Genomic DNA, 25785 nt, shown 5'->3' with positions numbered 1-25785 from the left:
TCCTTCAGAGGCGGCGATGCATGAGCAGTATGGTCGGATCGTCCTCACTGGTTCGGACCGAAAACCCCAGGCGCTCGGCGAGCGAGCGCATGGGGTCGTTGGTCGACAGCGTTTCGCCGATCATCTCGCGCAGCCCTCGGTCGCGCGCGGCCTCCATCAAGACGCCAAGCAGGCGACTGCCCAGGCCAGTGCCCTGGATCTCGTCGGTCACCACGATGGCGAACTCGCAACCCTCACCATCGGGCGTAATCGTGTAACGCGCGACCCCCAGCTGCACCTCCGTGCCGCCGCGCTCGGTGGTGGCTATCAGCGCCAGTTCGCGGTCATAGTCGATCTGGGTGAAGCGCACGAGGGCCTCGCGCGACAGCTCCTTGAGACTCGCCATAAACCGCAGGTAGCGCGAGGCCTCCGAGAGTCCACGCACGAACGCCTGCTCGATGTCGGCATCCTCGGGCCGGATCGGCCGGATCGTGATCTCCGTGCCGTCCGGCGCCATGAATCTCTGCTGCATGTGCGCCGGAAAGGGATGGATGGCCATGTGACCGTACGGTTCGAGCCATACTTTCGGCGCCTCGACCACGATGCGCGCATCGACAACCTGCACACCGGCGGATGTGGCCATTAGCGGGTTGATGTCGAGTTCGACCACGTGCGGCATCTCGCAGACAAGCTCCGAGATGCGCAGCAGGACCTCCTCGAGCGCCTGGCGGTCCACGGCCGGCATGTGGCGCCATTCGCCCAGCATCCGGGAGACACGCGTGTCGTCGATCATACGCCCGGCGATAAAGCTGTTGAGCGGCGGGAGCGCCACCGAGCGGTCGCGCATGATCTCCACGGCCGTGCCACCTGCGCCGAAGCTGATCACGGGTCCGAACGCGCGGTCACGGGCTACGCCGATCATAAGCTCGCGGGCATGCGGCTCGCGGTACATACGCTCGATCGTGACACCATTGATCCGCGCCTCGGGGCAGTCCGCGCGCACCGAGTCGACCAGCTCGTTGTAACTGCGGCTCACGGCCTGGGCGTTCGGGATGTTGAGCCGAACCCCGCCGACATCGGACTTGTGGCTGATGTCGGGGGAGTCGATCTTCATCGCCACCGGGAAGCCTAGCGATTCCGCGCTTACCAGGGCTTCCCGGGCGGACTGGGCCCCGACGGATGCGTTCGTCGGGATGCCGAACGCGCTCAGCACGGCCTTCGACTCCATCTCCGAAAGTGCACGCCGGTGCTCGGCCAAGGCCCCCTCGATGATCAGGCGGGCGCCCTCCACGTCCGGCTCGCCATGGTATGCCCGCGGCTCCGCCACCTGCATGAGGAGCTCGCGGTTGCGGCGGCGCTGGACGAGGCAGGCGAAGGCCTCGACGGCCGCCTCCGGCGATGGGAAATGGGGCACGCACGAGTCGTAGAATCGCCGCCGGGCCGCCTCCACGCGCTCGCCGCCCATCCAGCATGCGAGCACGGGACGGCGCGTGCGCTCACGCGCCGCGATCACCACTTCGGCCGCACCCTCGGGATCGGACATCGCTTGCGGCGTGAGGATCACCAGCACCGCGTCCAGGTTCCTGGCCGCGAGACAGGCCTCCAGCGCCGTGCCATAGCGTTCGGGTGGCGCGTCGCCGAGGATGTCGAGCGGGTTGGCGCGCGACCACCCGGCGGGCATGCCCGCGTCCAGACGTTCGAGCATGGCCGCCTCGGGCTCGGGCAGTTCGATATCGAGATCGGCCGCACGGTCAGCCGCCAGCACGCCGGGGCCACCGGCGTTGGTAATCACCCCGAGGCGCTCACGCACATCACCGGAATACTCCGCCAGGATCTGCGCCGCGCTGAACAGCTGACTGATCGTCTGCACCCGCACCGCGCCGGCGCGGCTGAGGGCCGCATTAAAGGCGTCGTCATCGCCCACCAGCGCGCCGGTGTGCGACATGGCCGCGCGTGAGCCCGTCACACGGCGACCGGCCTTGATCACGATCACCGGCTTGACCCGAGTTACGCTGCGCAGCGCGCTCAGGAAGCGCCGGGGCCAGTGGACGCCCTCGACGTACAGCAGGATGCTGCTGGTGTCGCGATCCTGGGCCAGGTAGTCGAGTACGTCCCCGAAGTGGACATCAGCCGCATCGCCGAGTGAGACAACCGCCGAGAAGCCGAGATGGCGCGGACTGGCCCAGTCGAGGATCGCCGTGCACAGGGCACCGGATTGCGACACCAGGGCGAGCCGGCCCTGCTGTGCGGCGCTCAGGCTGAAGGTTGCGTTGAGGCCCGTCGACGGCCGGATCAGGCCCAGACAGTTGGGCCCCACCAGCCGCAGCTCATACTGCTGCGCGATCTCGACCAGCCGCTGCTCACGGCGCTTGCCCGACGCGCCGGCCTCGCCGAAGCCGGCCGACATGACGACGGCCACGGCCACACCGTGCTCACCGCAGTCACGCAGGACGTCGGGAACGGTATCGGCGGGCGTGGCCACTATCGCCAAGTCGATCGGAACGCCCACATCGCGAATGCGGGCATGGCACGCGAGTCCCTGGACCTTCTCCCGATGCGGGTTGACCGGATAGAGGCCCCCCGAGTAGCCGGCCTCAAGCAGGTTGCGCAGCACGCGCCCGCCGACCGAGGTCTCGTCGTCGTTGGCGCCGAATACCGCCACGCCGTCGGGGGCGAATAGTCGCTGCAGGTAGTGCTGCCGCATGGCCACGCACCATCGAGAAAATCGGACCGGCGCCGCTCCGGCGACATCCGAAGTATGGGCGCTTGCACGCCACCGTGCCTACCGTGCGGTTCAAGACCGGTAATCCGCTTCCGCTCTACAGGTTAGGGCGAGCGGGTACAACGCCGGAGACCGCCTGCGACCGAGCTGTCGTTTTCGGTAAAGGCCCGGCAGGCAGAGTGGCCTGCCGGGCCGTGATATCTTTTCCGGGCAGTTCTGTTTTTTACTGCATAGCGATCTCCGCCCAGGAAGCCCCAAGCCGAGTCATTTCATCTCGCACGAGCCCTGCACGCCACCGCCCCACCCGCGCTCAGGTCAGACGAACCCGGTAGACCTCGGCGACCGGTATTTGGCCGCTACGGGCGAGGTCGAGCGCGTTACGCGTGAGCGGAACCATCCCGTCCGCGCAGGCCTGGCGCTCGAGCTCGGCGGCATCCGCACCGGCATGAACGAGCTCGCGCAGCCCGGGCGTCACCGTAAGCAGCTCATAGACGGCGTGTCGCCCCCGGAAGCCGGTGTTGTAGCAATGCTCGCAGCCCTTGCCGCGGCGGAATGCGGCATCCGGCCCGAGATCGAGCTCGGCGCGGACTTCGTCGTCGACGTCCTCGGCGACGACGCAGTAGGGGCAGTTCAGACGGACCAGGCGCTGCGCGAGGATCCCCGACAGTGTGGTCCGAGCGAGATAGGGATCAACACCGATCTCCAGCAACCGCGTAATCGATCTGGTGGCGCTTTCCGTGTGCAGCGTCGACAACACGAGGTGTCCGGTGAGCGCCGACTCGACCGCCATGCGCGCCGTCTCCGCGTCACGCACCTCGCCGACCATGATCGCGTCGGGATCGTGCCGCAGTATGTGGCGCAGCGCACGCGGGAACGTGTAGCCAATCTGCGACATGACCTGGATCTGGTTGATGCCATCGAGGTGGTACTCCACCGGGTCCTCGACCGTGACGATATTGACATCGCGTTTCCGCACTTCCTGCAGTGCGGCATACAGCGTGGTCGACTTGCCGGATCCGGTCGGCCCGGTCACCAGAATCAAGCCCTGGTTTTGTGACAGGAGATTACGGAACCGACGCTCGTCGACGGCGTTGAAACCGATCCCGTCCAGGCTCTTGAGGCCGTGTGAAGCATCGAGGATGCGGATCACGACGCTCTCCCCGTGGACGGTGGGAATCACCGACAGGCGCAGGTCGATGACCCGGCCGCGGTTGCTGATCCGTGCCTGGCCATCCTGAGGCAGTCGGTGCTCCGAGATATCCATACCACCGAGCACCTTTATCCGGCTGACGATGGAAGGCAGTGCCGACTTGCTGATCTGCCGGATCGGCACCAGCGAACCGTCAATGCGGAAGATCACCTGTGCCTCGCGCTCGCAGGGGCGGATGTGAATGTCCGAGGCCCGGCGTCGAATGGCATCGATGACAATGTTCTGTACCAGGCGCACCAGCGGGCGCCAGTTGGCCGGTTCGTCGCGGTGGCCGTCATGGTGTTCCAGGGGCCGAGTGATCCGCTCAACCTCCTCGACCAGGGTGTCATCGTCGAACGCCCCGTACGTAATGCTGATCGCGTAGTCGATATCGGCGCCGGTCGCGGCGACCAGCGTCACGTGGTGATTCGTGATGAACTGCAGCAGATCGACCAGTTCCCGGTCGCCCGCTTCAGCCGTCGCCACGATCAGGTTGTGACCGTCGAGCATCAGCGGAATGGCCGCGTGGTTACGCGCGAAATCCGGATCGACCATCGAGATGGCATGCGGATCGATGGCGAAGTCGGCGAGGTGCACGAAGGGAATGCCGAGCCGCCGGGCAACCGCCTGCTGGACCTGCTCTTCGGATGCGAGGCCGCGCTCGATCAGCATCTGGCCAAGACGCTGCCGCGGCCCGCGGCTCTGCTCGCGGAGCATCGACTCCAGCGTTTCGCGGGTGATGACGCCATCCGTGACGAGCTGGTCCCCTACGTGCGCCGGCGCAACGGGACTTGCCCGGTGCAGCAGGGATACGAGATCGTTGTGGTTTCTGGCGGCGAGCGCCGCCGACCCCGATTCGGAGGACATGGGCGTTTTTCCGTTGGATCGCTTGCGGAGGTCACGTGCACTCACACGGCACTTCGATCCAAAGGCAAATCCTGTGCCACCCCGAACCCCGGAACCGGCGGTACCTGGACCCTCCAGACGCCCGCGATGATTCCGCGGTCCCTCCCCCACAGCCCTGTGAAGCAACAGGGTCAATCGCGACCAACATCGGCCCTGAGTGTATCGGCCACCGCCCGGGACGAGCCGCGACAGATCCACACCGCCAGTCCGATCACCAGACCGCCGACAAGTCCCCGTAACCAGTCAACGTCGCGATTCCAGAAAACGAAATTCACCACTATGCCGGCGGGGATGAGCATGTTGTTCATCGCCGCCAGCTGGCCGGTATTGACGCGTTTAGCCCCCAGGTTCCAGCCCAGGTACCCCAGACCTGACGCACCGACCCCCAGCCAAAGGACAACGCCCCACTGAACCATCGTGGACGGCCAGCGCGCGTGCTCCGCAAACAGCAACACACCCGAGCCGGCGACAAGCGTCGCCCCCAGGAAAAACAGGCCGAACATCTGAACCTGCGACACCGTGCTACCCAGGTCCAGGCGCTTGTAGGCCACCTGTCCCGCGGCGAAGCAAAGATTGGCTGCCTGCACCAACCAGAACCCCGTCAGGAAGTCCGCGCTGACCGCCCCGAAACGAATGATCCCCGCCCCACCCACGGCGAGTCCCGCCCCCAGCCAGAAGTGCCCGGGCAAATGATGTCGGCCGATCAACACCTCGTCGATCAACGTCACGTACAGCGGCGTGAAGATCGTGAACAGCAACAGCTCAGGCACGCTCATGTAACCATAAGCGTGGAACAGGAACAGATACATAACCCCTATCTGCACCGCACCGATGACCATCAGCGACACCGCCGCCCTCCTACCCGGGCGGCTCCGCACCAAAAGAGGCGCGAACACCGCACACGCCACCGCCACCCGCAGGAACACGGAGACGAAGTCGTCCACCTGCCCCGACAGGTACACCCCGATCAACGAGAAGCTGAACGCCCAGACCAGGGTTACGATCCAGAGCAACGCCATGAGCCCTTCCTTATCAATGCTTGATTAGAGGCGACACGAAGAACGGCTCGTATGCCCGATACGGCCAGCCACCGCAACCCCCGGTCTCCGTGCCGCAATGGCGTCGAATACCGGTTGCGTTCATGCGATCCGCACCTGCTCGCACAGCCGGCGCCGGTCGACGGACACCACCTGTTCGAGCTGCCACCCGAAAACGCGACGCGGGCATAGCGGCGCCTCCCGAACGATCTCGACGGACCCGGGCGGCCCAACTCGGAACCACCGGGGAGACTCTGATAAAAACCGTGCACCGGGTCATGGAACAATGCGGGCGGGGTTTACACAGCCTCACCCCGGTGGGCCATGCGGGTTACAGCCACGGGGCGCGCAGGCTGCGCGGGCGCCCCGTGTTATCCTCCGCGACCTTTTACTCGCGGCCGCCCCGCGGCGCGCTGCCCGTGCTCCGGTCAGCAGGTCTGAATGAGGCCGACCATGACGCATTCTCCCGAGTCCCTCTGGGGCGGACGCCACATTGTCGCTTTCGGCCTGCTGGCCATGGCGCTGTCGGGCTTCGGCCAGACGTTCTTCTTCTCCGTGCAGGGCGCCGACATCCGGGCCGCCTTCGATCTCACGCATTCGTCCTACGGCGGCGTCTACAGCGCCGCGACCCTGGTTTCGGCGCTGCTGTTGCTGCGGGTGGGCCATTGGGTCGACCGGTGGTCGCTTGCCCGGGTCACCGTCACCGCACTCGGCATCCTGGCGCTCGGCTGCATCCTCATCGGTTTCGCGCCGCATGTAACCGTGCTTGCCGTCGGCTTCCTGCTGGTGCGTTTCGGGGGGCAGGGCCTGATCGCCCATATCGGCATCACCACGGCCGGGCGCCATTTCCATTGGCACCGCGGCAAGGCGATCGCCCTCACCGCGCTCGGCATGCCCATCGCCGAGGCCGTTCTCCCCCTGTCGGCCATTGCGCTGCTGGGACTTGGCGGCTGGCGCATGCCCTGGTGGGGCGCCGCCGGCGTGCTGGTCTTGATCGCGATGCCGGTCATGACCCTGCTGGCCCGACGGATTCGCCCGGTCACGTCGCCATCGGAAGCGGATACCACCGGGCACACCATGCATGAGCCCGTCAGTTTCACGCGCGGCGAGGCCCTGCGCGATCCGGGCTTCTACGTCCTGCTGCCCGCGGCCCTGGTAACGCCGTTCATCGTCACCGCCGTACTCTTCCACCAGGTGGCGTTGGCGGATGCCAGTGGCTGGTCCGTCGAGCTGATCGCTACGGCCTTCACCGGCTACGCGCTGGGCCACGTGGCCGCGCTGCTGCTGGCCGGGCCGCTGGTGGACCGCATCGGCGCCCAGCGCACGCTGCCACTCGCCACGCTGCCGATGGCACTTGGGCTGATCGCGCTGGCCATTGGCGGGCCGGCCTGGGTGGCGTTCGTTTACCTGGGGCTGACTGGCATCACCACCGGTCTCGTGGCGACCGTAGGCGGATCGCTCTGGGCCGAACGCTACGGCGTCCGGCATCTCGGCGCCATCCGCGCCCTCGCCCAGGCGATGATGGTGATCTCGACGGCAGCCGCACCGATCGTGCTCGGCATGCTGCTGGATCTGGGCGTCGGGGCCACTGCAATCGGGTTTATGCTGGCGGGCTGCACTGTCGGCTTCGCCGTGCTGGCCACCTTCGCACCGGCCCCGCGACGGCGGGCAAGCCCACGGCAGAGCGCCGCGTGACCCCGGTGCGTCAGCCTGCCGGCTGCGTACCTCCGAACCCGACCCGACCCACCGCCGGGAGCTTGATGGCGAGCTCCTCCGGGTCGATGCCGAGTACCGCCCCGAGCAGGTTCAGCTCCAGGCCTTCGTCCCGCGCCACGGTGACACCCAGCAGCCCGCCCAGCGACACCTGATACCCGGTATTGCTCGGCGTCTTCGCGTACCAGCCACTGCCGAGATAATCCTTGCCAATAGCCGTCGGTGGTAATTCGGCGTCAAGGGTCGGAACGCGGCGCAGCATCCAGGCGACGAATGTGTTGCTGTTGGGGCCAGGCCAGATGCGGTATTCGTTGGGCCAGGGATAATGCCCGGCGGCTTCCTCGATCGCGGCGATGGCCACCCCCGCCTCTTCACCGCGCAGCTGCGCGAGTACGACCGGCTCGTTACCGAACCAGGCGCGGTCCGGCAGGCTCGTATCCGAGAACGACACCCCGCCGCTCCAACGAGTGACCTGCAGTAACCGATAACTTCCGGCACCGCGCGCCTTCACGGCGATCCAGGTATGCGCGCCGAGGATCCCGCGCCAGCCAAACGCCCGTGCCGCATAGACCTGCACCAGCGCCGCCTCGTGCGCGGCCGGATCCGGCGCCAGTCCCGCCGACTCGCGCCCGGCGTCATACCAGCGCGCATCCAGCTGCAGCCCTCGATCCACCGCCATCACCAGCGGACCGACGGCCAGCAGCACGATCACCGACAGCACCACGAGTACCCAGCGCATGACGGCAGTCTACCCGAGCACGCCCAAGGGAGCCCGAATACCCCCGCGACTCACCGGACGCCGGCCCGCCTGCGCTGGCGTGCAGGCGATCCTATGATCCGCTCATGCGCCAGGCCCTCACTCGGACTGCTGTCGACGCCACTCCCGCCAGTCCTGGAACTCGCGGTACTCGGGCGTGCCGACCGCCTCGGCCTTCCAGCGCAGGAACTCGCGGTAGGCCTCGAGTTCCTCGGCGTCAGGGGATTCATCCGGGCATTCGCAGCCGTCCCGTTCCGCGACCTCGGGGCTCGCTTCTTCCGGACTCCCTTCCTCCGCGGTCGCCTCTTCGGCGCCGTTCCCGTCGGTCGAGAGCCGAGCCACGCCATCCTCGCCGGTCAACATGCCCGGGCCTTCCGGGATATCGCCGGGGTGCTGGTACTCGGCGGGTGTGCCGCAGGACGCGAGCCCGAGTGCGAGCAGGACGCCCGCACACGGACCCGCGATCCGTGACGCTCTATCTGGCAACGGTTTGCTCTCTCAGAACTTGACGCGCGTACCGGCGAACAGGATGTTTATATCATCAAAGTCCGTGCCGTCACGATCAAGGCTGTGCTGTTTGCCGGCGACGTAGAGATCCATCCAGTCGGTTGCCCGGTACAGATACTGCACGCCGAACACCTCGGACTCGTCGCCATCCTGAGCACGATCCTCGGTATTGCCGTAGTCACCGGAGAGGGAGTGGGGGCCGGTCGTGTATCCGACCTTGGTATAGAACAGGGTGCCGGCATCGTTGCCCGTGGCGTTATTCTCGGCATCGGCTGCCGCCAGGGTTACGTTGATCCCGTTATCAAGCAGCAACGAGCCAGAGCCGCCGTTGATGTCGGTGCCGGTGCCGCCCTGCGAGCCGGTGCCAAGCGCCCAGGACAACTGCCCAAAGCCCACGTCGACGTTCTGACGGGCGACGAGCTCAGTCGCGTCTTCCTGGCCGTTGGCGGTCCCGTAACTCACCGAGACCATGAGACCGGGGCCGATAGTAGGCGTATCGTACCGCACACGGTCATGGCGGCTGTAGAAGTCGAAGTTGCTGTAGGTGGCACCGATCGTCGGGCCGAGGGCCCCGGTGTTTTCGTTGCGGAATGCGACGCCGCCACCAATCAGATTCGCGGCAGAGTAGCCCGCGATGAAGGTGCCGGACTGGTCGACCTCCATGGCGCCATTGCCGGCACCGTCACCCTGGCCGAGGCTGACCTTCCCGAATCCACCCTCGATAAAGGCGTCCACATGGCGCTCGTTGACCGAGAAGGGCGTCGACGGATTCTGAATACTGACCGCGCTCGAGTTGCTCGACGGGATCGCGAACTCCACGAACACGCCCGCGCGGAGATCCGGCCTGATCTCCTGACTGCCGGTGAAGCGAAAGCGCGAGTTGGCGGTGGTGTTATCGACGAAGGTCGTGCGGGAGTCCTCGCCGTCGTCAGCCGACATAAAGGCGCGGTTGACGAACCCTGAAACCTCGGCGTCCACCGCCTGCGCGGGCGCTGCGGCGAAGCCGATCGCGCCCGCTACGGCGGCCGCGAGCAGGTTTTTCTCGATCTTGCTGGTCATCGGACCTCTCCCCATGCCCGGATCGATCCGGGCATTGCCTGTATGTACGGCCCAGCCTCGCAGGCACGTTTCCCTGGAGGGGATAAACCGTGTCGGCGATCACCGGGAAGCCCTTGTTTTCGGGCACATACGGCATCCGGAAGAGCCAGGCGGCCTGACCGGATGCCGCAGCCTTCCCCTTTGAGCGTAGAAGTTCTCAACTCGCAGTCAAACTACACGGGCGGTAAGTATCTGACTGCTCACTCCCATTGCGCGAAATCCCCGATTTCCCGCCCCGGGAACCGGACCACCCCGGTTCCGGCATGGATAACGAAGGGCGGGCGGAGAAGAACTGGCTGATTCAGCGCAGACCGCATTGGTCGAGCGCCGAAGGTCGCGGATCAACCGGCGTTTTCCGAGGGATCGTAGACGATCCGCTACAGGAGGTCGGCGTCATCGTCGGACACCAGGAGTGACCCGTCGGGCATCACCAGGACATCGACAGGCCGTCCCCACTGTTCCTGTCCCAGGAGCCAGCCCGTCGCGAACGGTTGGTACGCGACCGGTCTGCGCCGGTCATCCAGCATCACGCTCATGATCCGGTAGCCGATCTTCTTGCTGCGATTCCAGGAGCCGTGCTCGGCAATAAAGATCTGGTTGCGGTACGTGTCGGGGAACTGCTGGCCCGTATAAAAGCGCATGCCCAGCGCCGCGACGTGCGGGCCGAGCGCACGCGCTGGCGCGCGGTAGGCATTACAGGGCTTCTCGCCCGGCAGCTCGGGGTCACGAATGTCGGCGCCGTGGCAGTAGGGGTAGCCGAAGTGCTGGCCCGGCGCCGTGGCATGATTGAGTTCGTATCGTATCGCTGAACCTGTACTCACCCGGTCTGGTCAGGCGCGTCATCCACCTGATGGTCGAGATGTGCCACCAGCTCAGTTGGAAGCCCAAGCCGATTCGCCAGCACCTCCAGGTGGGCACGTTCGGCGGGATGATCCACATCGATTGCCAGACGGGAAACCAGGTAGACTTCAGAGGCCTGTTCAACGCCATCCACGCCGGCCACCAGCTGGTTGATATCGACCGGACGGTTAAGCGCATCAAAAACGAACGCCTTGCTTTCCGTATCCAGGCCCATCTCCTCGACCTGTTTAAAGATGGCCGTCTGTTCACCGGCATCGATATGCCCATCCGCCTTCGCCGCCGCGATCATTGCCGTCACCAGGGTCAAAGCGAATGGCCGGCCATTACCACCCTGCTGCGAGTCGGGCAGAAACCGCGGATCGACATGCGCTACATCCTCTTGTGTGGCAACCGGCGCGGTCTCCACCCGTTTTCCCTCTTGCCAGTTCTGCCATGCCTTGAAAGCCAGTGCGCCGGCGGCCGCTGCGCCGCCATAACCCACCAGGCCGCCGGCCATCCTGCGGGCCTTTTTGTTGCCCACCAGCAGGCCGAGCAGCCCACCTGCCGCCGCGCCCTTGAGCAGATCGCCACGGTTGCTCGCACCGGGGGGATCCTGGCCGCCTCCCATGAACTGCTCCAGCAAACGTTTGGTATCGATCATCGTGTCTCCTGACTGCGTACCGGCATAGCGCTGAGGGTTCAGGCTGGAGTCCGCATATAATGGATATTGATAGTACATTCCAGGATTTTTTGCGGAACGGCGTACCGACCGATACCGGCAGGCATGCGGACAGGCAAAACCGGCGCCAGTAGCCGGTTTCTTATCGTGGCGGACGGGGCGTCAGCAGTCAGCGCAGCAGGCGCGGCACCGACTCTTTCCAGATGCGACTGAAGACACGCTCGTCGCCCTCCCAGGCATCGAGCGTTGCATGCACATGGAAGTGGTCGACGTCGCAGGTGATCAGCGTGCGGGTCTCCGTGCGGATCCGCCAATCGCCCCGCTCCAGTTCCCGCCGGCCCCGAACCTCGCTGTGCAGCGAGCCGAAGTCGTCGCCGTGGTAGCCGTACCACTCTTCCCCATTCACGGTCACGGCCAGATCGACCTCCGGGATGTACCAGCGGCCCTGGTCATTGATCACGTGCAGGGTCGTGGACTCGCGCCCGAGGTCGCGCTCGATGAGCCAGTTGGACTCGCCGCGGCGCAGCGTCTCCCAGGCCGGCGCGGCGGCACTCTCGGCGTCGTCAAAGTCCGCCAGCTGGGCATCGATCGCCGGATCGGCGGCGCGCACCGGCAGATGCAGACGCAGACTCTGCGGCCACACGGTCACTGCCGCGGGCTGCGGGGGCGCCCAGGCAAGCGGCCAGTACGAGGTCGACAGCGACACACGCAAGCGGTGACCGGGCGCGAATCCATGAGCGGCATGATTCAACGGTACGCGAATCCGGTAGCGCTCACCCGGCTCGAGCGGCACTGGCGACTCGTGACCATCGCGATGGCAAAGGTTGAGCAGGCCATAGGTTACCCGTGTCGCCTTGCCATCGGATGCGATGTCCGACAGACGCACCGCCAGCATGGCGACAGGCTGGTCGACGGCGATCTCCAGCTCGAGTTCGGGGGCACCGAGAATCTCGAGCCGCTCTTCCAGGGGGCGGCAGTCATAAACCAGTGAGCCGCCATCCTCCTCACGCTGATCGTAGGGATGATCGGGCGCCGAGCCGAACGAGCACCACTTGCCGGCCAGCAGCCCCACCGACAGCGGCGATTGCAGCGTCAATGGATCCGCCTCCGGCGGTGCATCCACCTCCTCCGCCGGTACGAGGCGGCGATGGGCGTCCAGCGCCCAGGGGGAGAGTCGCACGTTCGGCGACGGCCATCCGGGTTCGGCGACCCAGCGACCCGGCCGGTAGCGATAGGTGGTCGCCTGCGGCTCCACGCCGTCCTGCAGCCAGACCCGCAGCCTGGGCTCATCCATCACCCCGGTCCCCCCACTGCCCAGCCATTCGTCCCACCAGCGCACGCACTCCTGGAGGAAACCGATGGCCGGACCGGGCTGGCCAAGGTGGGGATACAGGTGGCTCCAGGGTCCGATCAGCCCTTTGCACGGAACGTCGAGGTTTTCCACCAGGCGGAACACGGCGTTGGAATAGCCATCGGCCCAACCGCTGACGGCCATCACGGGGCAGCGGATCGCGCTGTAGTCCTCGCACACCGAGCCGTGGCGCCAGTAGTCGTCGCGGTGGGCGTGACGCATCCACTCGGTCAGCCAAAGCCCGCTGCCTTCCAGGCGCTGATGCCAGAGTTCGCGCCACCGATCGCCCACGATCGCCGGATCCGGGGGCAGAGACGAGTAGGCGAACATGGTCGACGCCCACGAGAGATTGTCCGACAGCAGGCAGCCGCCCATGTAGTGCACATCATCGCGGTAGCGATCGTCGCTGGCACAGACGGTGACCACCCCTTGCAGCGCCGGCGGACGTCGGGCAGCCAGTTGCAGTGCATGGAAACCACCCCAGCTGATCCCGATCATGCCCACGCGGCCGTTACACCACGGCTGGGCCGCGAGCCACGCCAGCACATCCTCGCCGTCGCAGAGCTCCTGTTCCGAGTACTCGTCGGTGAGCACCCCCTCCGAGTCGCCGCTGCCGCGCGCGTCCACGCGCACGGAGGCATAGCCGTGCGCGGCGAAGTACCCGTGGATGCGCGCGTCGCGGATGCGCTTGATGTCGCGCTTGCGATACGGGATGGACTCGAGGATCGCCGGGACGCCGGCGGCGGGCGGCTCCATCGGCAACCAGACACGCGCGGCCAGATGCGTGCCGTCACGCACCGGGATCCAGACATTCTCCTCGATCCGAACCGCGTGCGGCGTGTCCGTTACCGTCTTCATGCACCACCTCTGCTGCGTTGACGCGGGCAAGCCGCGATCCGATACTCGCGCGCCCACCGGGGATATTCCGCGAAACCGCGACGGTACACGGCTGCCGCCGCCCCGACCATGCCCGCCGCGAAGCCAGCGGGTGTTTTCACGGCATCGAGGCCCCGCTACCCTGCGCGGGCGCCGCCGACGCCCCGGCCCTGCAGGAGTCCCGACCATGCCCGATCAACCGCCGTTCGGATTCATCAATCCGCAGCCCTACATGGCCCCTGCGATCGAGCGCCTGAACGAGCGCTTCACCATCCACCCGATACACCCGATCGGTTGGCACAAGGCCGAGATGGACGCCCTTGCCGAGGACTGCAGGACCCATGGGATCCGTGCGGTCGGCGGATTCGCCCAGAAGGACGCATTCCACCATCTGCTGATCAACGAGCAGCTGGGCAATGCAGTCCCGTCGCGCATCGCGTTCTTTTACTGCATGAACAAGTACCTGATGCGCACGCTCGAGCAACGGCCCTTCTTCTTCGCGCCGATCGATCCGATGCACGAATCCGATGACGAGATCCTCGCGCGCATCCCCGACGACGAATGGCCGTTCATGCTCAAGAACACCTCGCTGTCGCTCGGCCGGGGCATCTTCAAGATCAGCGATGCCGACAAGCTGCGCCACGTCCTCGCGTCCTACCGCGAGGACTGGGAACTGCAGAACCTGATCGCGAGCCAGACGGCCGCGTGGCTCGACGGCGTCGACCGCGAAACCGTGCCCGCACTCGCACCGCCGTTCATCGCCGAACACTATGTCGACCTCAACCAGTGCGTCGAGTACTGCTACGAGGGCTACGTCACTGCCGACGGGCGCATCGTGCATTACGCCCTGACCGAGGAGATCTATTTCTCGGACCACCAGGCCCTGGGGTACCTCACCCCTCCCATGTCCATATCCACGGAGATGGCCGACCGGATCGAGACCTGGGTCGAGGAATACATGGGCCATCTCGTCGATCTCGGTTATCGCAACCAGTTCTTCAACCTCGAATTCTGGATTATGCCGGACAACTCGATCGCCCTCACCGAGATCAACCCCCGGGCGGCCCACTCGTACCACTACAACTACCTGTACTCGTTCGGCAACGAGCTCTACGCCGACAATCTGTTACTGGCCGCGGGCGACACGCCGAGCGAGGACACGCCATGGCACCAGTGGCGTGCCGGCAGTCCGCACGCCTTTACCCTCATCGTGCTCATCACCGGCAAGGAGACGGGCCGCGTCGCCGACATCCTGGATTACGACTACGTCCAGCATCTCGAGGACGACGAGGGGGTGCTCATCCGGCATACGAAGAACCCGGACGACGAGATCCGCGACAGCGATCTCACCGCCGCCGGCGTCATGCTGCTGCAGCTTTGGATCACGGGCGCCAGCCTGCCCGAACTGATCCAGCGCGAGCGCACGATCCGAGCACGCATTTACCGCAGCCCGCAGTGCGACGTCGAGTATCCGGATTACTGGCAGTAGTGCGGCTTCGTGACCGCAGGGAGCCAGCCGGCGCGTGCCTCGTTCTTCGCGGCTGGCGTGGAAGGTGATCGCGAATCCCGATTGTCCGGCCATAAAACGTGTGCGATGACCGGGAACTGCACCCGGTTGCGCCATGACGCTGAGTACACCTGATGGCGCCTTGCACATGGTGCGCCTACACTTCCCGGAAACGGCACGACAGCGGTCTGCGGCCACCGCCCTCGACGGCTGCCCCCTACTCGCGGGGACAACGCACATGGCGCTTTCGATCATCGGCTCCGGCTTCGGGCGAACCGGCACAAAATCCCTGAAGGAGGCGGTGGAACGGCTCGGCTTCGGGCCTTGCCATCATATGCACGAGATCCTGGAACACCCCGAACAAGTGCCGCAATGGCAGGCGATTGCCCGGAACGAACCCCCGGACTGGGAGGCGGTTTTCGCCGGCTATCGGTCCCAGGTCGACTGGCCGGGAGCGCATTTCTGGCTCGAACTCGCGGACGCCTTCCCCGAGGCCAGGGTCATTCACACGGTGCGGCCGGAGGAACGCTGGTGGGCCAGCTTCTCCGTGTCGATCGCGCGCCTGATGCGCGTCTACCGGGGAATGTCGATCCCGCCGCACGCCAGGGCGATCCTCGACGCCTGGGACGAGCTGCCGGGCCAGCAGATCTTCAATGGGCGGCTCGACGACCGCGAGACGGCACTCGCGGCCTACCGCAAACACAATGAGGACGTCCGGGCGACGATTCCGCCGGAACGGCTGCTGGTATTCGACGTCGCCGAGGGCTGGGGGCCACTGTGCCGTTTCCTCGACGTCCCGGTGCCCGATGAGCCGTTTCCGCACCGCAACCTGCGTGCCGACTTCTGGGAGGAACTAGGCGGCGAGCCTACGGCGGCGTAACCATCACTCGACAAAACGCCGGGGACCGGCATCAGCGTCAAAACGGCGCACGACGGACCCGAATGAAAACGGCGTTTCTGCTCTGCCCCCGGTATCCTGATCTCGACTATCGATGTGTCGGGGTGCAGGACCTTGGCCTGAACCCGGCCCAGGTGCTACCCGGCGACGGTGAAAACACGGATCAAGCGGGGCCCGAACCATGCTGCTGTACACCTGCAAAACCGCACCCAGTCCGCGTCGGACCCGGATGTTCATTTCTGAGAAAGGCGTCGAGGTGCCGATGCAGGAAATCGACCTGCGTTCCGGAGAACATTTCTCGGAGGCCTTTCTCCGCCGGAATCCGGACGCGACGGTACCCGTGCTGGAGCTCGACGATGGCACCTGCATCAGCGAAAGCGACGCCATCTGCACATACTTCGAGGCCCTGTATCCCGATCCACCGTTGATGGGCGCGGATGCCAGGTCCAGGGGGCTGGTGAGCATGTGGAATCGCCGCATGGAGTTCGACGGTTATCTGGCCGTGGCGGAAGGGTTCCGCAATGGGGCAGCGGGATTCAGGGACCGCGCCGTGCCCGGCCGGCATAAGGTGCCGCAGGTGGAGGCCCTGGCGGGGCGCGGGGCGCAGCGCTACCGCGCGTTTCTCGAGGACCTGGACGAGCGCCTCGGCGAGAGCGAGTACGTGGCCGGCGATACCTTTTCCATAGCCGATATCACGGCCTTCGTGACCGTCGAATTCGCCAGGGGCGCGCTCAAGATCGAGCCCGAGGCCGGCCAGAAGCACATAGCGCGCTGGCACGAGGCGGTGAGCAGCCGGCCCAGCGCCCGGGCCTGACACGGTGCGAGACGGTGGTGCCGGTCTCCGCCCCCGGCGTCGATCATTCGGGCTCGGGGTTGCAGCCAACCAGAACAGACGTCCGCTCCGGGGCGTCGTTAGTCTGACCCGGAACTCCGGAATTCCCGGCAGCCCTGTCAGCCCCGCGGTTCTGTCCTGCACCGGAAAACCTACGAGCGCGCCTCAGGCCCCCACCACACGATCCTTGCCCCGGTCCTTCGCCTCGTACAGAGCGTAATCGGCCCGCCTGAGCGTATCCTCGTACGAGCAATCAGCCGGGATCATGGCCGTGACGCCAATGCTGGTCGTCGCGACGACATCTTCCACCGAAAACCGGCTCAGTTCGGCCCTGAACAGCCCGCGCAGGCGCTCGGCAAACTGCACGGCCTGCGGATATTCGGTGTTGGGGAGGACAATCACGAATTCATCACCGCCAAAGCGGCATGCCGTATCCGTCTTCCGGAGTTCTGATCGACAGATATCGGCAACGGCTTGCAGCACCTCATCCCCGACGTGGTGCCCGCAGGAATCATTGATCTTCTTCAGGTTGTCGAGATCGAACATCAGCACCGCGGACGGTGCGGCATGGCGCACGAACGTCTCGTACTGAAGTGCGAGATCACGCTCCAGCTTCCTCCGGTTGAACAGCCCCGTCAGCTGATCCGTTTCACTCAGCTCCCGCAGCTTGACCTCCAGATCGTGGCGTTCTGAAATATTACTCGCGACCCACAGCACCACCGCCTCGTCGTCGACCCGAAAGTCGAGGGCCTGAATCCGCGCCTCGAACCAGATAGGCGCATCCGGACCCTGATCGGGCAACCCCTTCACATCCTGATTGCTCAGTTCATATTCCTCGACGACCAGCGTCCCCGCCTTAAGCGCCCTGTCGATCTGTTCGAGGAACCACCCCGCCTTTACGGGGTTGATCACGTCGGATATGCGTTGGCCCACGAGCCCACTGCCATCGTGGTAATACCGCGTATCACGGCCACCGAAAACCGCCACGTATTTCCCGCTCCGCGTGATGACAAACGCCGGATCCGGCAAGGCGCCCAGAATAGCGGCCATATGCTCGTGACTATTCATGGAAAAAACGCTGCCGAACGATTCAGGCCAGTCAGGCATTACGCGGCCCCCGAATATTCAGGCTGGTCGTACCGGTCTGTTGAGTGCTTACTCTGAATATCCCTCAATGGCTGGCCCCGGGTATCGTGCGGCAAGATGCGCGCCACACTTGCAAGACCCATGCCGATGACCGATTCCCGTGGACCCGCCTACGTACGGCGAGCCCCGAGTCAGCGTCACCAACCCGCCGGACTGGCGATCGCCCCGCCGGTTTTTTGCTCTCAGCCCCATGATCTCCGGTCGCGGCGGCGCCGCTGTACGTCATTCCCCGTGAAGAAGCCGGCGTCGATCAACGCTTGATCAGGCGGACGCTGCTTCATCCAGTCCCTTGCCGTAGCCACGCTTACATCGATCGAACCCGCGCGCCAGTGCTCGAACGACCAGGGGCGTATTTTGAAAGAACCGTATTCACTGCGAATTGCATCAAGGTCGGGAATAAATACCTGCGCGGAGCGACCATCCAGCAGCGGTACCTGCTGGAGCGTGTACTCATCCCATTCGAACCAGGCCACCATGGTCCGTTCAAACGGCGTGAGATCGCTGATCAGAAGACCGTCAAGGAAGGTGTTTTCATCCGCCTGAAAAACGCCGGGATACCCTGTACCGGCATCCACTTCGAACGTCGAATAGCCCGGCACCGTGACGCGCTCCCGGCACGTCCTTTCCATGGGGCGCCCCACCACAACCTCGAAAACCCTCGGATCGCGAAGCGAGGCATAGAAGAGACTCGGCAGGTCCAGGGAGATCCGGCCACGATCCAGGAAGTCGGCCTGGTCTTCCTCGAGCCCGGCCGCCGGGTCACGGGAAGGATAGAAGCGATCGCCCCGATCGTGCATCCAGACCACTCTCCCCCCGTTGTTGAGAGCGCTTTCGCTGCAACCGACAGACGGCGTGCAGCCGAACCCGGCAATCCGAAAGCCGGGTTACCCTGACCGGGTCAGGATAACGGACTTGCGGATACGGTACACCGTCCCCGGGCATCCGGGCGTTCTGCGGTACATCACCGAGCGGAGTCGCGGCGACCGGGACCGTTTTGTGGACCGCATTGATTCTCTTCAGGGAGCCCTCACGCCGAACCACAACCATTGAACCCGTTCCACGGGCCAGGTGTTTTCCGTATCGTGCGTGCCATGAAAGGATTCGAACTGCATCCACGACTGGCCGCTGACACGCACCGGCTGGGCCGGCTCGACCTCAGCGTGGTCCTGCTCCATCGCGACGCCGGCGTACCGTGGTACCTGCTGGTGCCGATGGTCGACGTCGCCGAAATGATCGACCTGCTGCCTGCCCAGCGGGAGCGGCTCAACACGGAAATCCAGCGCCTCTGCGAATTCGTCCGCGAGGAACACCACCCCGACCGCCTCAACATCGCCACCATCGGCAACCAGGTGCCGCAACTGCACGTCCACGTCGTGGCCCGACACCAACACGACCCGTGCTGGCCGGGTGTGGTCTGGGGACGACTCGCGACGGAGCGGCGATACGACGACTCCGACGTGGACGCGCGAAGCACGACGCTGGCGAAACGACTGGGAATGCGCGTCGAACCCGGACGATGAGCGGATCACGCGTTGGCAGGCGGGCGCTCGCCCGTCCTGGTTTTGACTCTACGCCCGAAAAACACCTCCCGAACAACCCGGGACAGACCACAATTCCGTAGTTGTCGCCGCCGGAACCGAGATCCCCAAGCCGTCTCGTCCCGGCATCAGTACCATCGCTCACCCACGGCTCGATGCCCGTAACGGCGTCCTGCGCGCTGAACACCAGGCGATCGTCGCAGACAACCAGGTTCCTCGGATCCGCACTGCCCATCGTATTGATGCGGCTGACTCGACGGGTCCCGCTTCAGTGCCATCCGTCTTCCAAAGCTGACATCCAACCAGGCCCGGTTCGACGGTAAACGCCCGGAAGTACAATGCGTGGTTGAGCACGGTGAGATCCCGGGGCTGCTGTCGCGATCCGAGGCGATATTGGAGACGCGATGAGTACCCGCCTCCGTTCCATCGGTAATCCAGGGTTCCTCGTTATCATTGTTATCCGGCCCGACGAAGAATACGCGTGAAGACGTCACGGCACCGGTGCGCACGGCATGCCCCAAAGGCCGCGTTTCGCCGCGCGCGCCTCGCGCTCCAGTTCCAGGTAATCCTGCTTGCGGTCGGCCGGGTAGGCGCGCGGCACCCATCCCCAGCCCTGCTCGATGTAGGTGGCGTTGAGGTCCGCGTCGCGGTCGTCGAAGTGATGCACATAGACCAGGAGCCGGCCGTCAGCCGTCTTCCGGTCGTGGCGGTCCCATTCCACCCAGATCCGTTCCTCCTGCAGAAGCCGTCGGGCAATCGCCGTCACCATGCCGGCCGCGCACTCGGCCTCGCCTTCGCCCGGGGCATCGACACCGATCAGATTGGCGCGGTACTCGATCCGGTCGTCCTCCGGCGCATCGGGGAAGCGCAGCACGAGGCTGTCGCCGTCGACGACCCGCGTGACGATCGCGGCCTGCGGTTCGAACTCGAGCGCCCGCGCGGAGGGCACGACCACTACGACCAGCACGAGCGCGATCAGCGCGCTGCCTGATCTTCGGATTTCTGTCCGGCGAGGACCGCCGCTCATCCTGGCCACCGCACCAAGGTTGCACACCCCACGCAATCATCCGTACCGCCAAAAGCAGAATCAGGATCTACAGCGACTGGCCGAAGCGCCAGCAGTCCCTGAACAAACGTCCGATCCGACTGCATTCGCGGCCCGCTCAGTTTCCGGTCGCCAGATTGCTTTCCAGAAACGATTTGAACGCATCCCATGACTTCCGGTCGGCGCGTTCCTGGTAGCGGTCCGAGCCGAACACCGTGAACGCATGGGGCGCCCCCGAATAGACCTGGATTTCATAGGGTACGCCCGCCTCTTCGAGTTCTCCGGAAAGTGACGCCACATCCTGCATGCTGATTGAAGAGTCGGCGCCTCCATGGGCAACGAGGATGGGCGCAGTATTGGCCGGATAGTCCTGACCTTCCGGCGTCGAAAGGCCGCCATGGAAGGTGGCATAACCCGCGACGTTCTCAGCCTGCCCGGACCGGGCCAGTTCCAGAACCGCGGCGCCCCCGAAGCAGTACCCCATCACCACCGCTTCATCCACGCCGAGTTTTCGCCCTTCGGAGAGACCCGCGAGGATGCGTGAACGCATCTTTTCGCGATCGTTGTAGAGTTTTGCGGTCTCGGCCTTTTTCGCCGATGTCTCGACGGGGCGATTGCCCTTCCCGTAGAGATCGACGGCAAAGGCGTCATAACCGAGTTCGGCCAGCATATCGGCGCGCTTGCGCTCGTACTCGGTCAGGCCATCCCAGTCGTGAATGACGAGGACCAGGCCTTCAGGATCCGAGGCCTCGGCGAAGTAGCCTTCGTACTGTTCGCCACCAGCTTCGTACACAACGCTCTCACCGGCCTGCGCGCTACCGGCGAAGACCGCGCCCACCAGTGCCATGATGAAATATCTCATTGTTTCCGCCTCGCTGATCAACCGGGCGCCGGACATGTAAACAGGGGCGACGCCACCCCATGACGCATTCGATTGCGGCCGCTCACGGGATGCTCAACGCGAAGTCGTTGCGTATTTACACGTCATCTTTTCCCGAGCGCTCCCGTGCCCCCACCCCAACACTTCAAGCGAGCCACGCCGTTCCTCATAACGGCACCGTACCGTATCGTGGTTTCGATGGTAGTAAAGAACAGATCACGTTTATTGGCCACCCACCCCTTTGCGGCTACATGATGCTGCCTGATTCCGGGCCACCCTTATTGCGCGGACGCCCCGGTCGCCCACGCGTAGCGCGCCGCGTGTAGCGTCGATGCGCTTCCTCGATCGCGGCACTCAGCCCATCCTCGTGACTCGGCACCATCAGAAAGTGCACATGGTTGGGCATCAGAAAGTAGGCGAGGACCTGCGTATGCGCCATGTCGCAGGCGTCACGCACGAGGTCGAGATAGGCGCGGTAGTCATCATCATCGAAGAAAACCAGCTGGCGCCGGTTGCCGCGCTGCGTGACGTGATGTGGATGCTGTGGCACTACGAGTCGGGCCATCCTGGCCATTCCTGCGACCTCCATGTTCTGACCGTCGCTCTGACGGTCCTGTTTCCATGCCCACTGGTGCCGACGAGTCTATCAGCGTGCTATCCATCCGTCCCACGCGGAGAGCGGTATACCGTCCCCGGAATTAATTGCCTATTCCCGCGAACCGTACGCGAATCCCTGCTTCATAAGGCACCAATAGGTATTCTGCGATTGCGCCAGCGGAACAGAGCCCACCGCTCGGGCCTCTTCCGATCCTTGCGCATACTGGACATCTTCCAGGCGGAGGCCCGAATGGGCCAGACATCCCTCAAGAGGCAGATGGGCAGCCTGAATTTTCTCCACTAACCCATTTTCCACCTCGGCGGGGACGTCCTCGATATCCAGCGATTGCGGCACCATGGATATGCTGGTCGGCAGGCTTTCCGTTCGGACTTCCAGAGTTGCCTCGTGGTGACTCTTATCCCCCCGAACTCCTGCAGCCGTCTTGAGCAGCTCGGCCCGGAACCGCACCCAGATATGACCATTGTTCTTGTCGAAATCCGCTCGCAACTGGTCGACGGAACACAGTTCGAACTCCGCGCCTGAACCTTCAGAGTAGACGGCGCGGCATCCGCCGGCCGGCAGCAACTTGCCATACAGTCCCTTCTCTACGTAGACGAGCTCGATAAGTACTCGATTGCCGAGGATCCGCAGCGTTGGCGTCACGTTGCCCTGCAACGTGAGGCTGCCATCGAATTCACCCAGTGCGAATGCTTGTGTTCTATCGATAGCTACAGGTGGGAATGAGAGTTTCCCCGGCTGCTGCGCATACGAGGCGCCGCTGGCACCCGTCGCCAGAAACGCCAACAGCAGCACAGACCACATGCGCGGCATCACCTCCATCCTCCCTACCGTATGGCGAGGTTCTCTAGAGCTGCAAGCGGATCCCCGCGCCGCTGCTGCAAGAACATTCGGGGACAAACCTGAATCATTCCCGAGACAAGGGACAGCTCATGGCGCACCGTTTATCCGTCTTGCGCGGAGATCCGTATACCGTCCCCGGAACGCCTCACCGAGTCTAGAACAGCCCGGAAACCTCCGCCGGGCCTGCTAAATCAGAAGGTAGACCCCAAATACGGCGATCTGCACATCACATGCAGTGGCAGTGGGTCACTCTTCCTTTCGTCCGTCGGGATGGCTCGTGCCCTTGACGGCACCCCGTTCCCCCGTGACGAAATCGTTTTCCATGTATTGAACGACGTCATCGGTGGACACCACCTTTCCGACCGTACTGTTGGCCACCTTGAGTGCGATCTCGTGATTGGCGGTCGCCGTTGCAATCGCGTCACCCGTCAGCACGACGTCGTAGCCGCGCGAGTTGCCCGCGTAGGCCGTGGCGAGGATGCATTCGTCCGTCCACAACCCCGAAAGCACGATGGTGTCGATGCCGGCGGCCTTCAGTTTTTCGTCGAGGTACGAGTTGCCGTGCTCGTCGAAGTTCCAGAACATGTCCAGGTGCTTGCCGTGATAGAACCAGCCGGCGGCAACCTCCTCCTCGGTCGGCGCGATTTCCGACAAGGGCTCCATTCCCGGTGCCCCGGTAAACACGTACATGGCGTTCTCGGGATCCTCCGGGCGCAAGCCCCTCGGCCCGTACCAACGGTCCATCGCGTTGCTGATACCGTCGTCGAAGGTCCGGGTCCATGCACTCCAGACGATCCGGACTCCATCGCTTTCCGAACGGGCGGAGCGGAACGTATCCACGAGGCGGATCAGATTCGGGAGAATATCGCCCGCATAGGGCCGGTACTCTTCCTGGCAATCGTCGAGGAGCAGGGCAATCCGGCGAGGTCTCTGTTCCAGGCGCCAGGATGCCCAGAAGCTCAGCGGCTGGTTATTCGGGCCACCCGGAGTGCTGCTGTGGTTGTCCATGGGCTCGAACGCAAGCTCCATGTCGCGATGCTTGCGTGGCGCCTGCAGGGCCTCTTCCAGGGTCAGGATCCTGTCTTCATTCCGGCTCATCGTCAGACTCCTCGATAACAGTGAAAAACCACGGTCGGCCACCGCCCTGACGGCAGGCAGGTGGGTAACGCCAGGGCTGTCCCGTTCCGCGAAACGGCGAGGCTACTAGCGTCGTGCACCGCGCGTACCCGGTTGACATTTCGGCTTCCGAAGGAACCGGATGGGAAACGGCTCAAGGCAGCCCCGCCGGGGAACACCTTGTCGTGCTCCGTGGTCAGCGCCTTCGCCAATTCCTCCTTGTGCTCGCGCACAAGCTGGAGGAAGCGGTTCATGCGCCGGGCGCGGCAGCGGCGGCGTGTCCGCCAAGGCCGGGAACGCGGCGCTCGCGGCCTCGGACGGCCGCGTCGACCTCGGCCGCCTCAGCGAGCGCCACGTGACCGGTGGCCTCGTCCGTTGCCGGGTTGAATACGGGCTGGGTGCGGCCGGAGCCGCCCGCGCGAGGGTCACCGTTGATGCAGTAAACGATATTTGCATGGCTTATTGATCTGGCTCCCGGCGAGGTCCGGTCGGCGGAGTGCCCACCTCGAACGTGCGATTGAGCGGGAGTCTTGCAGAGTGCGCGTGCGATGCCAATCATGATTTACAAAGAGAGATATTGGGTATTCTTATATCGTAAGCGGGCCGCGCCGCGCGGTTCGGCAACGGGCGCACGGCGGACACCAGGTGCAGCCCGGTGAGCGTCATGAAGGCGGCGCCGAACACCGCGGAGGCCGCGAGGGCGATCGGCCCGCTGTCCGGCAGCAGCGCCACCACGACTGTGCCCACGGCGATCCCGATCAGGGTCACGGCCTTCGCGCCGTGCAGCCGATCCGGTCGCGGCGCTGGAAGGCGTGCACGATGCGCCGGCGCACGGTGGCTTGGACAGTCTCGATTGTGTCGGGGGGGTCGGCGCCGGCGCGGGGTAAAAGTGCGGGGAGTTCGGGGTCAGAGTAACGACTCCGAGCGCGGTCCTCGGTGAGTCTTTAGTCTGACCCCAAATATCCTATAGTCCAGCAGCTACCGGCGATTATCGCGGCATGGGGTAAGCGAAATCAGGTTCCTGTCCCCGAAATTCAATCGGCTCCCCCAGGGAACAGAGAGCCCGCGCTGAATCTCGGGGCGCGGGGGCATCGAACCCCTTCAGGTTCAGTTCACTGCGGACCTTGCAGCTGAACGCACTTGCGCTCTACAACCTCGCCGACCATTGGAGATACCCATGTCCCTAGCCGATGTACCAGAGTCGATATTGACCGATCTGATCCACGGCCTTGCTGATCTTTCCTTCAACGCGATTACGATCACCCGTTCCAGCGAGTCGAGCGGCCCCGAGATCGTCTATGTGAACGATGCCTTCACGCAACTCACCGGATACCCCTACGAAGAGGTCATCGGTCACACCCCCGGCATGCTCCAGGGCCCGCAGACGGATTCCGCCGTCCTGAAACGGCTGGACGAGACAGTGAAACAGGGCGAGACGTTTCACGGGCGCGCCACCAACTATCGCAAGGACGGCTCGGCCTTCGAGATGGAGTGGAAAGTGACGCCCCTGGGCGAAGTAGATGGCGTGGCCCACTATCTCGCCGTGCAGCGAGAAGCACAGATGTCCTGATCGCCGCGGACCGCCAGCGCGCCCTTCCCTGCCAGCCGCGCTTGCGCGGGAGGCTGGCGCGACTCGGGCCCGCTGTTGGCGAACCCGACACCGGGGTGTCACTCTGTGTGCCGAGCGCTTTTCGGGACGAGACCACCCTC

At 64.8% G+C, this 25785-nt stretch carries 23 protein-coding genes; 6 read left to right on the top strand and 17 right to left on the bottom strand.

Annotation, left to right across the window (positions count from 1 at the left end; genetic code table 11):
- Positions 1-4: 4 nt before the first annotated feature.
- The 3 genes from A0W70_RS15515 to A0W70_RS15505 all read right to left on the bottom strand — a co-directional run bounded on the left by A0W70_RS15515 (position 5) and on the right by A0W70_RS15505 (position 5815).
- The gene (locus A0W70_RS15515) at positions 5-2683 is read right to left on the bottom strand and encodes a bifunctional acetate--CoA ligase family protein/GNAT family N-acetyltransferase (protein WP_070989998.1); all 2679 of its coding nucleotides are present in this window, start codon (positions 2681-2683) and stop codon (positions 5-7) included.
- 328 nt (positions 2684-3011) lie between these two features.
- Positions 3012-4757: a GspE/PulE family protein gene (locus A0W70_RS15510; protein ID WP_083331066.1), complete on the bottom strand. Its 1746-nt coding sequence runs from the start codon at positions 4755-4757 to the stop codon at positions 3012-3014.
- 170 nt (positions 4758-4927) lie between these two features.
- Positions 4928-5815, bottom strand: coding sequence for an EamA family transporter (locus A0W70_RS15505; RefSeq protein WP_070989996.1), 888 nt, complete (start codon positions 5813-5815; stop codon positions 4928-4930).
- Positions 5816-6286: 471 nt separating this feature from the next.
- Here A0W70_RS15505 and A0W70_RS15500 point away from each other — a divergent pair, with 471 nt between their 5' ends.
- Positions 6287-7528, top strand: coding sequence for an MFS transporter (locus tag A0W70_RS15500; protein WP_070989994.1), 1242 nt, complete (start codon positions 6287-6289; stop codon positions 7526-7528).
- Between the two features lie 10 nt (positions 7529-7538).
- Here the strand turns inward: A0W70_RS15500 and A0W70_RS15495 are convergent, their stop codons facing one another.
- From A0W70_RS15495 to A0W70_RS15470, 6 genes are all read right to left on the bottom strand, one after another.
- A complete protein-coding gene (locus A0W70_RS15495) occupies positions 7539-8285 on the bottom strand; it encodes a DUF3750 domain-containing protein (RefSeq protein ID WP_070989992.1) in 747 nt (248 codons plus the stop codon).
- A gap of 117 nt (positions 8286-8402) precedes the next feature.
- On the bottom strand, positions 8403-8789 hold the full coding sequence (locus tag A0W70_RS15490) for a hypothetical protein (RefSeq protein WP_139150903.1): 387 nt from the start codon (positions 8787-8789) through the stop codon (positions 8403-8405).
- A gap of 12 nt (positions 8790-8801) precedes the next feature.
- A complete protein-coding gene (locus A0W70_RS15485) occupies positions 8802-9869 on the bottom strand; it encodes a porin (protein ID WP_070989988.1) in 1068 nt (355 codons plus the stop codon).
- Between the two features lie 416 nt (positions 9870-10285).
- Positions 10286-10729 (bottom strand): PQQ-dependent sugar dehydrogenase, encoded by a 444-nt coding sequence (locus tag A0W70_RS15480; protein WP_070989985.1) that lies wholly within the window; start codon positions 10727-10729, stop codon positions 10286-10288.
- Positions 10726-11409, bottom strand: a complete 684-nt coding sequence (locus A0W70_RS15475; RefSeq protein ID WP_070989983.1) for a tellurite resistance TerB family protein — start codon at positions 11407-11409, stop codon at positions 10726-10728. The genes A0W70_RS15480 and A0W70_RS15475 overlap by 4 nt, the downstream gene beginning before the upstream one ends.
- Positions 11410-11596: 187 nt before the next feature.
- The gene (locus A0W70_RS15470; RefSeq protein WP_070989981.1) at positions 11597-13636 is read right to left on the bottom strand and encodes a CocE/NonD family hydrolase; all 2040 of its coding nucleotides are present in this window, start codon (positions 13634-13636) and stop codon (positions 11597-11599) included.
- 205 nt (positions 13637-13841) lie between these two features.
- Here A0W70_RS15470 and A0W70_RS15465 point away from each other — a divergent pair, with 205 nt between their 5' ends.
- From A0W70_RS15465 to A0W70_RS15455, 3 genes are all read left to right on the top strand, one after another.
- Positions 13842-15143 (top strand): ATP-grasp domain-containing protein, encoded by a 1302-nt coding sequence (locus tag A0W70_RS15465; RefSeq protein ID WP_070989979.1) that lies wholly within the window; start codon positions 13842-13844, stop codon positions 15141-15143.
- A 256-nt stretch (positions 15144-15399) separates the two neighbouring features.
- Complete coding sequence (locus A0W70_RS15460) at positions 15400-16041, top strand: sulfotransferase family protein (protein ID WP_070989977.1); 642 nt, start codon at positions 15400-15402, stop codon at positions 16039-16041.
- A 199-nt stretch (positions 16042-16240) separates the two neighbouring features.
- Positions 16241-16873, top strand: a complete 633-nt coding sequence (locus A0W70_RS15455; protein ID WP_070989974.1) for a glutathione S-transferase family protein — start codon at positions 16241-16243, stop codon at positions 16871-16873.
- A gap of 183 nt (positions 16874-17056) precedes the next feature.
- Here A0W70_RS15455 and A0W70_RS15450 read toward each other — a convergent pair whose 3' ends face one another.
- Together A0W70_RS15450 and A0W70_RS15445 are read right to left on the bottom strand one after the other, a co-directional pair.
- Positions 17057-17803 (bottom strand): GGDEF domain-containing protein, encoded by a 747-nt coding sequence (locus A0W70_RS15450; protein WP_217495456.1) that lies wholly within the window; start codon positions 17801-17803, stop codon positions 17057-17059.
- A 416-nt stretch (positions 17804-18219) separates the two neighbouring features.
- Positions 18220-18834 (bottom strand): hypothetical protein, encoded by a 615-nt coding sequence (locus A0W70_RS15445; RefSeq protein ID WP_070989970.1) that lies wholly within the window; start codon positions 18832-18834, stop codon positions 18220-18222.
- Between the two features lie 294 nt (positions 18835-19128).
- Here A0W70_RS15445 and A0W70_RS17215 point away from each other — a divergent pair, with 294 nt between their 5' ends.
- Positions 19129-19557, top strand: coding sequence for an HIT domain-containing protein (locus A0W70_RS17215; RefSeq protein WP_070989968.1), 429 nt, complete (start codon positions 19129-19131; stop codon positions 19555-19557).
- Positions 19558-20065: 508 nt separating this feature from the next.
- Here the strand turns inward: A0W70_RS17215 and A0W70_RS15435 are convergent.
- The 6 genes from A0W70_RS15435 to A0W70_RS15410 all read right to left on the bottom strand — a co-directional run bounded on the left by A0W70_RS15435 (position 20066) and on the right by A0W70_RS15410 (position 24843).
- Positions 20066-20602 carry a thermonuclease family protein gene (locus A0W70_RS15435; RefSeq protein WP_083331063.1) on the bottom strand — a complete coding sequence of 179 codons (537 nt, stop codon included), beginning with the start codon at positions 20600-20602 and terminating at the stop codon, positions 20066-20068.
- A 136-nt stretch (positions 20603-20738) separates the two neighbouring features.
- Positions 20739-21467, bottom strand: a complete 729-nt coding sequence (locus tag A0W70_RS15430; RefSeq protein WP_217495455.1) for a dienelactone hydrolase family protein — start codon at positions 21465-21467, stop codon at positions 20739-20741.
- A 280-nt stretch (positions 21468-21747) separates the two neighbouring features.
- Entirely contained in the window at positions 21748-22065 is a 318-nt protein-coding gene (locus A0W70_RS15425; protein WP_070989964.1) for a transposase, read from the bottom strand.
- A gap of 141 nt (positions 22066-22206) precedes the next feature.
- On the bottom strand, positions 22207-22938 hold the full coding sequence (locus tag A0W70_RS15420) for a hypothetical protein (protein WP_070989962.1): 732 nt from the start codon (positions 22936-22938) through the stop codon (positions 22207-22209).
- Between the two features lie 267 nt (positions 22939-23205).
- Entirely contained in the window at positions 23206-24099 is an 894-nt protein-coding gene (locus A0W70_RS15415; protein ID WP_139150902.1) for a cysteine hydrolase family protein, read from the bottom strand.
- 531 nt (positions 24100-24630) lie between these two features.
- Positions 24631-24843, bottom strand: a complete 213-nt coding sequence (locus A0W70_RS15410; RefSeq protein WP_070989958.1) for a hypothetical protein — start codon at positions 24841-24843, stop codon at positions 24631-24633.
- Positions 24844-25282: 439 nt separating this feature from the next.
- Here A0W70_RS15410 and A0W70_RS15405 point away from each other — a divergent pair, with 439 nt between their 5' ends.
- Positions 25283-25645, top strand: coding sequence for a PAS domain-containing protein (locus A0W70_RS15405; protein ID WP_245675904.1), 363 nt, complete (start codon positions 25283-25285; stop codon positions 25643-25645).
- Positions 25646-25785 lie beyond the last annotated feature (140 nt).

Source organism: Halofilum ochraceum (assembly GCF_001614315.2).
Lineage (GTDB): Bacteria > Pseudomonadota > Gammaproteobacteria > XJ16 > Halofilaceae > Halofilum > Halofilum ochraceum.
Note: the sequence above shows the minus strand (reverse complement) of the source record. Positions and strands in the feature narration are given on the sequence as shown.